Origin of the sequence: Chryseobacterium sp. C3, assembly GCF_014218905.1 — a bacterium.
GTDB classification, from domain to species: Bacteria; Bacteroidota; Bacteroidia; order Flavobacteriales; family Weeksellaceae; genus Chryseobacterium; species Chryseobacterium mucoviscidosis.
Genome location: NZ_JACLCU010000008.1, coordinates 181,383 through 196,881, shown reverse-complemented (window position 1 = coordinate 196,881; position 15,499 = coordinate 181,383). Strand labels below are relative to the sequence as shown.

At 36.4% G+C, this 15,499-nt stretch carries 13 protein-coding genes; 6 read left to right on the top strand and 7 right to left on the bottom strand.

All coding sequences use genetic code 11. The features are described from left to right. The 5 genes from H6W53_RS17930 to H6W53_RS17910 form a co-directional block, all read right to left on the bottom strand. Positions 1-1,257, bottom strand: a complete 1,257-nt coding sequence (locus H6W53_RS17930) for a S8 family peptidase (protein WP_185208734.1) — start codon at positions 1,255-1,257, stop codon at positions 1-3. A 161-nt stretch (positions 1,258-1,418) separates the two neighbouring features. Further along, positions 1,419-1,997, bottom strand: coding sequence for a hypothetical protein (locus tag H6W53_RS17925; protein ID WP_185208732.1), 579 nt, complete (start codon positions 1,995-1,997; stop codon positions 1,419-1,421). After that, the gene (locus H6W53_RS17920) at positions 1,997-2,695 is read right to left on the bottom strand and encodes a hypothetical protein (RefSeq protein ID WP_185208730.1); all 699 of its coding nucleotides are present in this window, start codon (positions 2,693-2,695) and stop codon (positions 1,997-1,999) included. Before H6W53_RS17920 ends, H6W53_RS17925 begins: the two co-directional genes overlap by 1 nt. A 16-nt stretch (positions 2,696-2,711) precedes the next feature. Beyond that, on the bottom strand, positions 2,712-3,584 hold the full coding sequence (locus H6W53_RS17915) for a DUF2589 domain-containing protein (RefSeq protein WP_228457828.1): 873 nt from the start codon (positions 3,582-3,584) through the stop codon (positions 2,712-2,714). 484 nt (positions 3,585-4,068) lie between these two features. Beyond that, a complete protein-coding gene (locus H6W53_RS17910; protein WP_185208728.1) occupies positions 4,069-4,950 on the bottom strand; it encodes an SDR family oxidoreductase in 882 nt (293 codons plus the stop codon). A 230-nt stretch (positions 4,951-5,180) separates the two neighbouring features. On the opposite strand from H6W53_RS17910, the gene H6W53_RS17905 reads away from it, so the two are divergent. Both H6W53_RS17905 and H6W53_RS17900 read left to right on the top strand, forming a co-directional pair. Beyond that, a complete protein-coding gene (locus H6W53_RS17905; protein ID WP_185208726.1) occupies positions 5,181-6,815 on the top strand; it encodes a DUF1800 family protein in 1,635 nt (544 codons plus the stop codon). Positions 6,816-6,819: 4 nt separating this feature from the next. Beyond that, a complete protein-coding gene (locus H6W53_RS17900) occupies positions 6,820-8,436 on the top strand; it encodes a DUF1501 domain-containing protein (RefSeq protein ID WP_185208724.1) in 1,617 nt (538 codons plus the stop codon). A gap of 295 nt (positions 8,437-8,731) precedes the next feature. Here H6W53_RS17900 and H6W53_RS17895 read toward each other — a convergent pair whose 3' ends face one another. After that, the gene (locus tag H6W53_RS17895) at positions 8,732-9,142 is read right to left on the bottom strand and encodes a DUF1573 domain-containing protein (RefSeq protein ID WP_076395107.1); all 411 of its coding nucleotides are present in this window, start codon (positions 9,140-9,142) and stop codon (positions 8,732-8,734) included. A gap of 162 nt (positions 9,143-9,304) precedes the next feature. Between H6W53_RS17895 and H6W53_RS17890 the strand changes: the two genes are divergently transcribed. Continuing rightward, positions 9,305-10,552, top strand: coding sequence for a sensor histidine kinase (locus tag H6W53_RS17890; protein WP_185208722.1), 1,248 nt, complete (start codon positions 9,305-9,307; stop codon positions 10,550-10,552). Positions 10,553-10,567: 15 nt separating this feature from the next. After that, the gene (locus H6W53_RS17885; RefSeq protein WP_185208720.1) at positions 10,568-11,248 is read left to right on the top strand and encodes a response regulator transcription factor; all 681 of its coding nucleotides are present in this window, start codon (positions 10,568-10,570) and stop codon (positions 11,246-11,248) included. A 166-nt stretch (positions 11,249-11,414) separates the two neighbouring features. Here the strand turns inward: H6W53_RS17885 and H6W53_RS17880 are convergent, their stop codons facing one another. Next, positions 11,415-12,752: a dihydroorotase gene (locus H6W53_RS17880; RefSeq protein WP_185208717.1), complete on the bottom strand. Its 1,338-nt coding sequence runs from the start codon at positions 12,750-12,752 to the stop codon at positions 11,415-11,417. Positions 12,753-12,913: 161 nt separating this feature from the next. On the opposite strand from H6W53_RS17880, the gene H6W53_RS17875 reads away from it, so the two are divergent. Both H6W53_RS17875 and H6W53_RS17870 read left to right on the top strand, forming a co-directional pair. Then, on the top strand, positions 12,914-14,332 hold the full coding sequence (locus tag H6W53_RS17875; RefSeq protein WP_185208715.1) for a lipopolysaccharide biosynthesis protein: 1,419 nt from the start codon (positions 12,914-12,916) through the stop codon (positions 14,330-14,332). 143 nt (positions 14,333-14,475) lie between these two features. Beyond that, a complete protein-coding gene (locus H6W53_RS17870) occupies positions 14,476-15,492 on the top strand; it encodes a sugar phosphate nucleotidyltransferase (RefSeq protein WP_185208712.1) in 1,017 nt (338 codons plus the stop codon). Positions 15,493-15,499 lie beyond the last annotated feature (7 nt).

Sequence of the window (15,499 nt, the reverse complement as noted above, 5' to 3'; positions counted from 1 at the left end):
TTATATCTGTATAAGTCCGTTTCCGATGTCTCTGTATTTCAAACCTTCGATGGGTTTTGCCTTCATTTCTACGAGTTCCCAGATTTCTTTTGCCGATTTTTCGGGAAACTGTTCCATATATAAGGCAATAAGCCCTGAAACATGCGGTGTTGCCATGCTTGTTCCGCTCATTGCGTAATAATTGCCGGTTTTATTCTTAGAATTTTTGGGATAAGAACTGATGATATCGACTCCGGGAGCGCAGATATTGACGTTTCCTCCGGTTGAAGGATTTAAGCCTGCGTTGGAAAATTTAGCTACTTTCATCTGTCCGTCAATTGCTCCGACTGCCATTACCGACATGGAGTTTGCAGGCATGGAAACAGGTTTGGGAACAGCGGGTCTGTTGCTGTCGTTTCCTGCTGCTGCAATAATGATGCAGTTGTTTTCCAAAGCTCTTGCACCCACGGTTTCAAAAAGCGGAGAAGGTGCTTCATTAAGCAGAACCGGAGAAGCGAGTGAAAGGGACAGAATTCTGAATTTCTTTGTAATTGCCCAATCTATGGCATCAATAACGCTGCTTGTGGTTCCTTTTCCGGCATCGGAAAGCACTTTTGCAATTTTTAAATTGGCGTCTTTTGCGATTCCATATCTTTTTCCGTTATCCAGCCGAATGTTTCCTGTTGCAACTCCTGCACAGTGTGTTCCGTGACCGTTGGGATCGCGGCTCCAGTCTTCTCCGGCAATAAAGGATTTCCCTTCAATATTTTTTCCGAAAAAATCGGGATGAGAAAGTTCAATACCTGTATCCAGAATACAGATATCAATACCTTTCCCTGTGTACAGTGAATTTCCGAGACCCAAAGCTTTGAGTCCCCATTCCATTTCTACTAAAGGTTTCTGCGGTAACGGTTTATTTATAATGTATTTTTCCAGCTCGGTGATTTTGTCTGCAATCTCTGCGGACTGTTTTTTCAGTTCACTGATGATGGAGAGTTCATCCGCCGAAAAAAAATGTCTTTCTTTTTCAAAATAAACGATCGGGTTAGAATCGTTTTTCACAGCGCTTTTCAACTGTGCTTCATCCATATTTTCAACCACAAGAACACCCAGATTTTTGTAGAGAACTCCGTTATCTTCATCAATAACATCATAGGCTCGGTTTTCTGCGGAAAGAAATTCTGATGAGGTAATGTTTACATCAAATTCATTTTCAATTTTTTTGAGGGAATTTTTATGCTGATCTTCGAGAACAACAATGTATCTTTCATTTTCCATGGGTTTTGTTTTTAAATCTATTATTCGCCTTTTAATTTTAATACAAAGGGCACTAAGTTTTTTTTACAACTAATTGCTTTTAAGGCTCACAAAGGTGTTTGACTACGTCGAATCTTCGATTTCACTTAACTAAGAACACAGAGATTTTAAATTATTACAGATTAGTTTAATTTTAAAAGAACTTTTTCAAGAAGCAGGTAAATGTCTTCCGAAATCATCTGTAATCTGAGTTTTTTATTGATTCCGGTAATCTGAGTGTTTTGTTTGATTAAAGAATTCCAGAAGTCTTCAATTTTTGGTACATTGGCGAGACTTTTCACGATTTCGTCGTTCAGTATCCCGTTTTGATAGAGAGAAACTATTAATCCTGATAAAATTTCTTCTGCTTCATCCAGTTTTTTCTGCTCTTTGGTGTACATTTCCATTAAAAATTTGTGGACACTTTCCATTGCACTGAATGAAAATCCCCAAGTCAGCTCACGTTTTCCCGAAGTTATTTTTTCCATCTGAACAGGATTAAACCCTCTTTTTACAGTGGAAATCATGTTCATAACCTTTAAAACTTCAGATTCGTAAGTGGTATTTCCTTTTGTTTTCAGGTAATCTAAAAATTCATAGAGAAATTCCTCAAACTGCGCATCAAAATCGAAAGACTTCGACAGATAAAGCTCCTGAACTTTATTAAAATGCTCAAGCAATTCCTGAATTTTCTGTATCGTATGATGAACGAGTTCCTGCATTACTCAAAAATTATCTGTTCGACTTCTTTGCCGTCTTTGTCTTTAAAAGAGACGATTCTGATTCCTTCGTCTTCCATTTCCACATGAAGATTGACGAAAAGTTTGTCTTTGTCTTCCGCAGAGTTGGTATTGGGATCGATGTAGATGTTATTGATTTTAGAATTCACGAGGCTGAATCTGTTCAGCAAAGCATTACTAAAAATTTCTTTCAGCTCGTTCACTTCCTCTTCGCCGTTTCCTTCCTGCACGTGAAAAATTCCTGAATTTAAACTTTTAACATTCTGTCTGAGATCAACTTTAAGCAATTCCACAGAAGGTTTTTTACCAAATTTCTGGTCTCCGGTTTCAAGTGCTTTAAAAAGACTGGTAAATTCTTTGGTCTGAAGCTGTTTTTTGCTGATCTCCGTCATATTGAGGTTTTTCTCTTTATTGACAAGGCGGATTTTTTTGTTAACATCTTCCACAAGCTGATCTTCGCTGTACTTGAAATTGTACTTCGAATCTGCATCAATATCTGTGATCTTGATGGGAATATCCATCTTTACACTCGGAAGCGAATATCTTGGAACTTTAAAAAACTTTAAATACTCGTGTTTAGCATATTCTTTTGCGATCATTACCGCATTTTCGTCTGCTTTTTTACGAGCCTGAATTATCTCGTTGTTGAGATAATCCAGGTAATCTGATAATTTAATCATTTCTCGTAAAGGGTTTTTATTGTGCAAGTAATCCTAAAACTTTTTCCAATCCTGCAGGCATTTCGTCGTTGGTTGCTCTTACTTTTACGCCCAGAGAATATTCTTTTTCCACTTTAATTCCTGTGGCTGAAGTTCTTTTGTAAGAAACATCCACCTTGAATTTCACAGGTCCGAAACCTCCTGAAGCTCCTGCAGTGATCCCGAATTCATCGCTTACATCTTTGGTGTAAGTAGAATTTAATTTTACATTGAAATCCACTTCGCAGGTTTCAATTCTGAAGCTCGGAACATTTAGTAATGCAATGAAAGGAACTGAAATTTCAACATCGTTCATTGTCTCTTTCGGGTTGGTAGAACTTTCGGGTTCTGCCGGATCAAAATCAGGGTTTGGTCCCATTTTTTTGTACTTGAATTCCGCCATACGAAGTTTGCTGTCGCTTCCATCCTGCTCGAATCCTACTTCTTTGATGAAATTTACTGTGCTGATTGATGCATTCGACTGTGCTTTTACACACGCATCCAACGGACCTCCGATGATGGTTGCAAAATCAATGCTTCCCAATTCTGCTGCAAAATCTGCACTTTCGGCTCCTGAAGTTTTGAAAACCTGATCGTCTGCCGCCATTCTTCCTGCCATCATTTTCATCACTTCCGAAGAAACGGCTGCGAAAGATTTTTCCCACTTCTCATCGTAATTTTTCTTGAAGTCTTCAATAATGCTTACCAATTCTTTGTTGGAAAGGGAAGAAAGCTCGGAAGTTTCAATACCCGATACTTTTTCGTAGACTGCAGGACTTAAAGATTTTTCCAGTCCTGTTAATAAATCAATTAATTCACTTTTTGTTTTCTTGGTGTGGTTCGCTTCCAACACCGACTTTAATGTTTCCATGTTTGGTTGTTTAGGTTATTAAAAATTGATACTGCAAATGTATCATCGCCTGTGATGAGTTGTCTCAGTAATTCACCTAAATTTCAACCGTAAAATCACCCAAATAAAAAAAGTAGATTCCCCATTGAGAATCTACTTTTTGCTTTATTTAAAGGATTTTTTTCTTTTTAAATTAGAAAACAATTTAAATTTTTCTGATTATCCGCAATATGTTATAATTAAATGTTGCTCACTGTAATCATTATTATTTTTTACCACAACGTACACTAAGGTTATCCACAAAGCTCACAAATATTGTGTTCCTTATGAAATCTTTAGTGCTCTTCGTGGTTAAAATCCAAGCATGATAAATAAAGTCTATCCAAATAAATTTTTATACACATTGTCATTCTGACGAAGGAGGAATCTAAATATTCTTTTTTGGAGATTCTTCACTCCACTTCGTTCCGATCAGAATGACAGTGAAAACATTAAAATCTAAAATTTAATTTGATTTTTTAGCTTTAATCATCGCTTCCAGAGCATCCCACATTTCCTGCGGAATATCTTCCAACATATTAAATTCACCTGCTCCCTGCAACCATTCTCCACCATCGATGGTTACGACTTCACCATTCATATAAGCTGAATAATCTGAAACTAAATAAGCCGCAAGGTTTGCCAGTTCCTGATGTTCTCCTACTCTTCTTAAAGGAACTTTCTTTCTCATGTCAAATTTTTCCTGCAAGTTTCCCGGAAGCAATCTGTCCCATGCTCCTTTTGTAGGAAATGGTCCCGGAGCAATGGCATTGAAACGGATTCCGTATTTTGCCCATTCCACCGCCAAAGATCTCGTCATTGCCAAAACGCCTGCTTTTGCGCAAGCGGACGGAACCACATAAGCAGAACCTGTCCATGCATAAGTCGTTACGATATTTAATACCGTTCCCGAAGTTTTGGAATCAATCCAGTGTTTTCCGATAGAAAGGGTACAGTTTTTCGTTCCTTTTAATACAATATCCAAAATAGAATCAAATGCAGAATGTGTTAATCTTTCTGTTGGTGAAATAAAATTTCCGGCTGCATTATTTAACAGAATATCAATTTTTCCGAATTCTTTTAGCGTTGCTTCCTTCATAGCTTCTACCTCATCCCAGTTTCTTACGTCACATGCTACGCAAAGAACTTTTCCGCCTGTTTCTTCTTCCAGTTCTTTTGCAGTTCCCTGTAGTTTTTCGAGATTTCTGGACGTGATGACTACTTTTGCGCCTAATTCAAGAAAATATTTGGTCATTGCCTTACCGAGACCGCTTCCTCCTCCTGTTACAATGGCTACTTTATCTTTTAAAGCTCCTTCACGAAGCATCGGCTGTGTATAAAGATTCATAATTTAGTTTTAACAGATTACGTTACGTAGTAAATTTACTATAAATATTTGTTTTGGCAGAGTAAAAAGCTATGCAGGATATAGAATAATCAGACAGAATACTGAAGTCTCTCAAACAAAACGAAAAATGAAACATTTTCAATATATATTAAATTTAATCTTTATAATTGGTTTAAAAAATTACATTTAGTTCATTAAAATTGTACATTTGTTCAAAATAAAGCATAATTATGCCAAGTCTTACTCCTAAAACCACAGTTCTGGGATTTTCGAATGCTTATCATCTTCTCAGACGCACCACTTACAACATTACAAAGGCTAAAGTTCTGGATTTTGCGACCAAAACTCCGCAACAGGCACTTGCAGAATTATTTACGTTCAGTAATCCTGTTCCGCCTTCTCCGCTGAATAACGTGGGTGAAACAATTGTCCCGACAGCGGCAAATCCTACGATTACCGATACCCAAAGTACGGCAAACAGCGTGAGAAACGATCTTTACTGGTGGCTTTACAGTGCTTTGAAGGATCCTTCTGCACAACACAAGATTGCTTATTTTCTTCATGTTCTTTTTGTAACGGATGATAATGCTTCTTTCTGGACGAATTATGATTATAAAGAGCTTCTCAGGTTTCATGCGAATGGAAGTCTTAAAGAACTGGCTTTCAGAATAACACAAAATCCGAGAATGCTTGTTTTCCTGAATAATAATGTGAATCTGAGCACAAGTCCCAATCAAAATTATGCAAGGGAATTTCTGGAATTGTTTACGATTTTAAAAGGACCGCAGATTGCTACGGGAAATTATACCAATTACACGGAAACAGATGTACAACAGGCAGCAAGAGTTTTAACAGGATTCTCCCTGACTTCATCGGTACATCTTGATAAAACGGCAAGACTTACATCTCTGGATCCGGCAACGAATATTCCGACAGGTCAGGTAAAAGTAAATACGCACGATACAGGAACCAAAACTTTTTCGTCAGCTTTCGGAAATCAGGCAATTTCGGGAGGAAATACAGACGCAACGATTAAAGCTGAGCTTCAGAATTTCATTAACATGGTTTTTAATCAGGATGAAACGGCAAAAGCGTATTGCAGAAGAATGTATCGTTATTTTGTGGGAAGATTAATTACCTCCGAGATCGAAAACGACATCATTGTTCCTTTGGCAGCATCTCTGAAAGCAGACAATTACAATATTATTCCTGCTCTCACCACGCTTCTTAAAAGTAAACATTTTTATGATGAGGAAGACAGTATTACGGGAGATCAGACGATTGGAAACATTGTAAGAAATCCGGTTGAGCTTTATCTCCATATGTTTTCTCTGCTGAATCTTCAGATTCCGCTTTACAATACAAATCCTTCGGCAATACACAGTCTGATGAACGTGGTGAATAATTATTCTTCGAATATGGGAATGCCTGTTTTTAATCCGCAGTCAGTAAACGGATATGCGGGATATTACAGCAGCCCAAATTACGATAAAAACTGGATCACAACATCATCTCTGAGAATACGGTACAACAATACAATAGATTATCTCATCAACGGTCTTACCTATAATGGCTTTACCTTTAAACTGAACAATGCATCTTTTGTAAAAGACAGCGGATATTTTTCAAATCCTGCCAATGCAGATACACTGGTTACAGAATTTCTCCAGATGATGTTTGTGGAAGTTCCGGACGGCACCCGTTATGATTATTTTAAAGGTGTTTTTCTGAATAATTTAAGTACCATCAACTGGCAGAATGAATGGAATAACTACCTCAGTACAGGAAATGCCAATAGTGTAAAGATCCCTATTGACAGACTGGTAAAAGCCATCATTAAATCTCCAGAATTCCAAATAATTTAAGATCATGAACAGAAAAGATTTTTTAAAATTAATATCTCTTGCGGGAGTCGGAGCTCCGTTTTATCTTAACGGAATGCCTTCGAGGTTTATGAATCAGTTTTTGGATTTTCAACTGAACTGTGATACGGTTAACGATCGCTCTTTGGTTATTCTGAGACTTGCAGGAGCCAATGACGGACTGAATACGGTAATCCCGATCAGCCAGTACAGTACCTATGCCGCATTGCGTCCCAATATAAAAATTGAAAGTTCAGGAACAGGAAGTTATATTCCGTTAGACAGCACGGTATCTTCGGGTAAACTTGTAGGTCTTAATCCTTCTATGACAGGTTTTAAAAATCTGTATGATTCCGGAAAACTGCTTTTAATGAACGGAGTCGGCTATCCGAATCCGAATTATTCGCATTTCCGGTCAGAAAATTTAATGTTTGCAGGGAAAGACGGAACTACAAACTCGGATCTTCTCGACGGTATTTTCGGAAGGTATCTTGGTGCGCTGTATCCTGGACTTGCCGGAAATCCGACAACACTGAATCCTGATCCGCTTGCTATACAGATGGGAAATCTCAATCCGTGTCTGTTTTATGAGCACACGACTGAGAAAAATATCGAATACAACATGACCGGATTTCAGTCGAGTGTTTTCAGCAATTTGAATTTAATGAATTCTGAGTATAATGATCTTCTCAACTATATAAAAGGAGTCGCCACGAGTATGGATGCGTATTATGACCGCGTGATGCAGGTTTTCAACGCCGGAAACAATTCAACCACTACTTATCCTAATTCGTCTCTTGGAAAACAACTGAAAACAGTGGCAAGAATGATTAAAGGAGGCAGCAAGACCAAGATTTTCCAAGTGAATTTAAGCGGATTCGATACCCATGTGAGTCAGGTACAGACGGGAAGTACGCATTTGGGAACCCACGCGAATCTATTGGCAGATATTTCCAATTCTGTTGCCGCTTTTCAGGCAGATATTCAGCAGTTGGGAATTGCAGATAAAATAATGACGGTTACTTTCAGTGAATTCGGAAGACAGGTTCGCGAAAACGGAAGTGTGGGAACCGATCATGGAGATCTTGCTCCATTTTTTGTGGTAGGAAACGCTGCTGCCGCAGGAATTTTGGGAGATCATCCTGTGTTTACCAACCAGACAAGTTATTACTACAACCAAAATCAAAGAAGATATGATTACCGGCAGATTTTCGCTTCTCTTCTTCAGGATTGGCTTGGCGCAAGTACGAGTCTGATGATTACTTCGGAACTGGATTATTACGTTACAGGAAATCAGAAAGTGGATGTGATTAAAAATTCTCAAAAAGCGAATGCAGTATGCTCAACTTTGGGAACATCGAATGTGGTTTCCGACAAAGGAATTAAGATTTATCCAATTCCGGCAAGCCAGTTTGTGTATGTAGAATTTGAAAGCAGAATATCCGGAAATATAAAGTATCAGTTAATGGATATGAGCGGAAGAGTGATTTACAGTTCGTCAGAAAAACCAATCTCCAACCGTATTGAAATTAATGTTTCGGGAATTCCTGAAGGAAATTATTTGTTGAAAATTAATACAGATTCTGAAGAAATGAGCAGAAAAATTATTGTTTCGCACCGTTAGAAGTTGAGCCTGTTCAAACTTTTTATTTAACCACAAAAGGTACAAAAGATGACTAAACTTTTATTTAAAGCTGATCATTATAAATGAAAAAGTTCACAATAGTTTTTAAAAATCTTTGATTTTTATTCTTTTGAGCGCTTTGAATATTATTGAAATTAGCTTTAACGCTTTAACATTGTCTTTTGCGCCTTTTGTAGCTAATTCTGAAATTAGTTTAAACAGATTTTAAATCAAAAACAGCCCGACAGAAATTGTCGGGCTGTTTTTATATTGAACAAGATTAAATTTATTCAGATTAAGAAGCAACAACTGTACCTTTAAAAGAAAGAGTCTTTGGAGTTTTGCTGTCGCTTGTGGTAACATTTACTGTTTTCATGAACGGACCCGCTGCAGCAGCGTTGTAGCTAGCTTCTACAAATCCTTTTTTACCCGGAAGAATAGGCGTTTTTGTATAATCCGCAGTTGTACATCCGCAAGAAGGCGCTACATTTTCGATAATGATAGGCTTCTTTGAAGTATTTGTAAATTCGAATCTGATGGTTTTTGGTTTTCCCTGAGGAATATTCCCAACATCAATAGATTCTGATTTCCATGTAACGTCTGCAAGAATTCTTACAACCGGATTATTGTCAGTCGGAAGTGTATTTGCAAAAAACGGAGAAAATGCCAAAACAGCTAATAATGCTGAAATTTTTAAATTTTTCATGAGTATAAATTTTAATAATTAAAAAGAACCGATTTATTTTTGTTTTCACAAATGTAAGATGAATATTTATATTAATCCTGTTAAGCGGTCTCAAACATTTGTTAATAAGTTGTTAATGATCAGGAATTAATAGATATTTTTGGATATTATTGTTCCTGTAAAATGGAAATAAAGAAACTCAATATTATTATAACGCTTGGTTTTGTTGCTATTATCGGAATTCTGATAGCACAGCTTTTGTGGACACGACAGGCTTATAATCTTGAAGACAAGAAATTCAATCAGACTGTAAACATTGCTTTACTGGAAGTGGTTGAAAAACTTTCCGGCGGAAAAACTTCCTTTACGGAAAGTCCGGTTCAGAATATTTCCAATGATTATTACGTGGTAAATATTAACAATGAATTTCACCCTGAAGTTCTGGAACACTACCTGAAAACCGAATTCACACGTTTTCAGATCAATACCGATTATGTTTACGCATTGTACAATTGCCACAGCGATCAGATGATCTACGGAAAATTCGTATCCAAACATCAGGAAAGCCCGAATGAAAAAGTGATTAAATTTCCGAAGCATAAAAATCTGGTGTATTATTTTTCCATCCGTTTTCCGGATAAAACCACGTATCTCATCAGTTCGTTACGCTTCTGGTATCTTCTCACCTTTGCCCTGATTATCATTCTCCTTGTGTATGTATATTCCATTTATACGATTATTCAGCAGAAAAAATTCTCGGAGCTGCAAAGAGATTTCATCAATAATATGACGCATGAATTCAAAACACCTCTTTCATCGATATTGCTGGCTTCAGAAGCTTTAACCAAGCAGGAACAGATCAAGGAAAATCCCAAATTACAAACGTATACTTCCATCATCACGGATCAGAGCCACAAACTGAATAATCATATTGAAAAAATACTGAATATTGCCAAAAATGATGCTTCAGGATTGTCTCTGAAACCGCAGCGAATTGTTTTAAAGCCTTTCATTCAGGAAATTGCAGAAACCGTAAAGCAGAAGAATGAAAACATTTCGATTGATTTATCTATTGATGATAATATTTCCGTTATAGCCGACGAATTTCATTTCAGCAATATCATTTACAATATTCTGGACAATTCCATAAAATACTGCGAAACCCAACCGCACATTATTATTTCTTCTTTAAATGACACAAAAGGTTTATATTTAAAGTTCAAAGACAACGGAATCGGGATTCCTGCGAAAAATCTTCCTCATATTTTTGATAAATTTTACAGGGTAAACACTTCAAAAAGCGATGAGGTAAATGGTTTCGGACTGGGACTTTTTTATGTAAAAAAAGTAGTTCAGCAGCATAACTGGAAGATTTCTGTTGAAAATAATAATGATAAAGGAATTACCACGACTCTGTTTCTGCCTTTGTAAAGAATATGTGTAATCATGGAAAAATCTAAAATTCTCTACGCCGAAGACGATAAAACCATTGCGTTCCTCATTCAGGACAGTCTGGAAAATCATTATGATATTTCCTGTTATTCGGACGGAAAATCTGCTCTGGAAGCTTTTAACAGAGGAAGTTTCGACATCTGCCTTTTAGATATCATGATGCCCGAAATGAATGGTTTTGAGGTTGCACAGCATATCAGAGAAAAAGATGCTGAAATTCCCATTATTTTTATTTCTGCCAAAGCATTGAAAGAAGACCGCATCAAAGGATTGAAAATCGGAGCGGATGATTATCTGGTAAAACCTTTCAGCATTGAAGAGCTTATCCTTAAAATTGAAGTCTTCCTGAGAAGATCTAAGAAAAAAGAATCTTCGCCACAAAAATACAGAGTAGGAAAATATGATTTTGATCCGAACAATTACACTTTACAAAATTCTGACAATAAAGTAACACTTACTCAGAGAGAATCTGAACTGTTGTTGTTTTTTATCCGTAATAAAAATACGGTTCTCAAAAGACAGGATATTCTTAAAGCAGTCTGGGGCGATGATGATTATTTTATGGGAAGAAGCCTTGATGTTTTTATTTCAAGACTGCGAAAAGTTTTTTCCGATGAAGAAAATATTTCCATTGAGAATCTTCATGGGATTGGTTTTCGCTTTTCTGAGAAATGATTTTTTTGTATCCACTCTTAATTAGCCTGAATTTGATCTAAATATTCCAAATAAAAAATTGGCTTTATCCGAACTTTGGGATAAGTTTCGGCTAAAGCCAATTCAAGTTATTAATAATGAAAAAGCGGGCTAAAGCCCGCTCCTATTGATATCGGTTATGTCGATCTTATTCCTGAACTTCAAAAAGCAAACGCTCCCCGAATTTCTGTTCATTAATTTTTCCGTTTTCGTATACAAGATTTCCGTTGACAAAAGTATGGGTGACTTTAGAATGGAAATTCATTCCTTCCAACGGACTCCAAGCGCATTTGTAGAGGATATTTTCTTTTTCGACTGTCCAGTTTTCGTTTAAATCTACCAAAACAAGATCTGCTTTATAGCCTTCTCTTATGAAACCTCTTTTTTCAATTCTGAATAAAATGGCAGGATTATGAGCCATTTTCTCAACAATTCTCTCTAAAGAAATTTTTCCGTTCTTATAATTTTCAAGCATCACCACCAAAGAATGCTGAACCAAAGGCGCTCCTGAAGGACATTTTGTATACAGATTCTGTTTTTCTTCCCAAGTGTGAGGTGCATGATCCGTTGCAATCACATCAATTCTGTCGTCCAGTAATGCTTCCCAAAGTCCGTCTTTGTCTTTTTGCGTTTTTACGGCAGGATTCCATTTGATCAATCCGCCTCTGGTTTCATAATCTTCATTGGTAAATGTTAAATGATGAACACAAACTTCTGCGGTAATTTTTTTATCTTTTAAAGGAATATCGTTCCTGAAAAGCTCCGTTTCTATTGCCGTTGACAAATGGAAAACGTGAAGTCTGGCTCCTGTTTTCTTTGCTAATTCAATGGCTTTGGATGAAGATTTATAACAGGCTTCTTCACTTCTTATCAAATGATGGAATTTCACCGGAATATCTTCCCCGTATTCATCAAGATATTTTTGAGTATTTGCTTTGATCGTTGCTTCATCTTCACAGTGAACGGCAATGAGCATTTTTGTATTGCTAAAGATTTTTTCTAAAGTTTCAGGATTATCAACCAACATATTTCCGGTGGAGGAACCTAAAAACAATTTAATTCCGGGAACATTTTTTGGATTGGTTTTTAAAACTTCTTCCAGATTATCATTGGTTCCGCCCATCATGAAACCGTAATTGGCGTAAGACTTTTGGGAGGCAATTTCGTATTTATCTGCTAATAATTCCTGTGTTATCGCATTCGGAACGGTATTGGGTTGTTCGATAAAACTGGTTGTTCCTCCTGCAATTGCCGATCTCGATTCTGTTTCAATATCTCCTTTGTGCGTTAATCCCGGTTCACGAAAATGCACCTGATCGTCGATAACACCCGGTAAAAGATATTTTCCACCGCCATCAATAACCTGATCTGCTTGCTCGGAAATTTGAGAATCTATTTTGGAAATTAAATCGTTATCCAATAAAATATCGCCTTCAACAATCTTTCCTTCGTTTACGATTTTTACATTTTTGATTAAGGTTTTCATTTTTACTTTTTTTACAAATTAGAGATGGAGCCATGCTTCCAACTTTGTCAAAGTTTAAAACTTTGACAAAGTTCTTCAAAATTAAGGTTTATGAATGAATTTTAATGCGGCTGATAAAAAATCAATTTCTAAATATTTACATTTGCATAAAATTTCAGATCTTGAAAAAACTTCTTAACGAAACTATTATCTATGGAATCGGGGCGATTATGCCGAGGATAATTGTTGTACTACTTAATTATCTGTTCATTAAAAATATCGACAACAGTGCTTTTGCAATTTTCACCAATCTCTATGCGCTGATTTCTTTCGTCAATATTGTCCTTTCGTGTGGTTTTGAAACTGCTTATTTCAGATTTTCCTCTGATAAAGACAATGAGCAGAAAGTTTTCAACACCTCTTTCTGGTTTCTGACAGGTTTATCCTTTGTTTTTTTAATCTTTGTTTTATTATTTAACCAGCCGATTGCAGACATTTTTGATTATTCAAATACTCCGGAATTCATCACGTGGTTTGCATGGATTGCATTTTTCGACAACATTCTAGTTATTCCTCTGGCTTGGTTCAGATTTCATAACAGACCCATAAAATATACTGCAATCCGAGTAATTCAGGCTGTTTTTCAAAGTGCATTTGCAATTGCATTATTCCTTTATATACCACAGGAATTTTCTTTGAAATTAGGCTTAAAAGAAAAAGTTTCTTATCCTTTTTACAGCAATCTTGCGGCAAGCTTTTTAGGGGTTTTGCTGGTTTTACCTGTAATTTTAAAAGTTAAATTTCAATTTTCAAAAGATCTTTTTCTTCAGATGATCAAATATTCATGGCCGATTATGATTGCTGGTTTGGCGTTCATGGTAAATGAAAATTTTGATAAATTCATACAAAGATTTTTAATTGAAGATGGAGACGCAGGAGCTTATGGAGGATGCTACAAAATGGCTGTTTTAATGACGCTTTTCGTTACCGCTTACCGAATGGGAATTGAGCCGTTCTTCTTTAAACAAATGCAAAATGAAAACGCTAAACTTACATATGCAAAAGTAACGGAATATTTTTCTTTTTTTGCTTCGGTCGTAGCTTTGGGCATAATTGCAAACGTTTCATGGATCAAGCTTTTGCTGGTTCCGAACAGTTCTTACTGGATTGCCATAAATATTATTCCTATTATCGTTATTGCTAACTTGTTCTTCGGAATTTATTATAATCTTTCGACTTGGTATAAAGTAACCGACCGGACAAGAGTTGGAACTTACATTTCATGGACAGGAGCGATTATTACCATTATTTTAAATTTTGCTTTTTTAAAAACCTATGGTTTCATGGTTTCAGCATGGGTAACTTTGGCAGCCTATTTTTCAATGATGGTTCTTTCTTATTGGTTAGGTCAAAAATATTATCCGATTCCTTACAGAATGAAGAAAATATCTTTTTTCATTGCGCTTTTGGCAGTTTTCAGCTATGTGATTGTTGAGTTTTTTGATTACAACTTGTGGATCGGGAATTTATTATTCATCATTTACACCGGCATTCTAATCTATTCCGAAAAAGACATGCTTCTTTCTAAAATAAAAAGATAAATTGGCTAAGAATTTGCTTATAACGGATTCTCACTATATCAGACAAAACTTTAAAACTCTTAGCGATACTATCACACTCAAAGGTTTTATTGCTATATTTATAAAAAATTAGAACTAACAAAAAAAACATATTTATATAATTTATGAAAATTATTGTTCCTATGGCTGGACGCGGTTCCAGATTACGTCCACATACACTGACTGTACCAAAACCTCTTATTCCGATCGCGGGAAAACCGATCGTACAAAGATTGGTGGAAGATATTGCTAAAGTTGCGGGGGAAACTATTGAAGAAGTAGCTTTTATCATTGGAGATTTTGGTCCGGAGATTGAAAAATCTCTTATTCAGATTGCCGAAAAACTGGGAGCAAAAGGAAGTATTTACTATCAGAATGATCCGCTTGGAACGGCTCATGCCATTAAATGTGCAGAACAGTCCATGACAGGAGATGTAGTGATTGCTTTCGCAGATACTTTATTCCGTGCAGATTTTGTTTTAGATAAAAACTCGGATGGAGTAATCTGGGTAAAAAGTGTAGAAGATCCTTCTGCTTTCGGAGTAGTTAAATTAGATAACTACGGTTTCATTACAGATTTTGTGGAAAAACCTCAGACTTTTGTTTCGGATCTTGCCATTATCGGTATTTATTATTTCAACAGTGCCGAGAAACTGATGGATGAAATTAATTATATCATGGACAATGATATTAAAAACGGTGGTGAATATCAACTGACTACAGCACTGGAAAACCTGAGAACAAAAGGAGCAAAATTCACTCTTGGAAAAGTGAATGACTGGATGGATTGCGGAAACAAAAACGCAACCGTAGAAACCAACAGCAAAATTCTTGAATACGAAAGAGATGCAATGTCTCATTTTCCGACTTCAGCGCAGATCGAAAATTCATTAATCATTCAGCCATGTTTTATCGGGGAAAACGTGAAAATTTCAAACTCAAAAGTGGGTCCCGGAGTTTCTTTAGGGAATAACACCATCATCGTTAATTCAAATATAGAAAACTCTCTGATTCAGGAAAATACAAGAATCAACCATGGAAACCTTTCCAATTCAATGATTGGTAATTCCGCACAGTATTTTGGCGTTGCAAGGGAAATTTCTCTGGGAGATTATTCCGTTTTGGATTTTTTGTCTAAATAATTTTTCG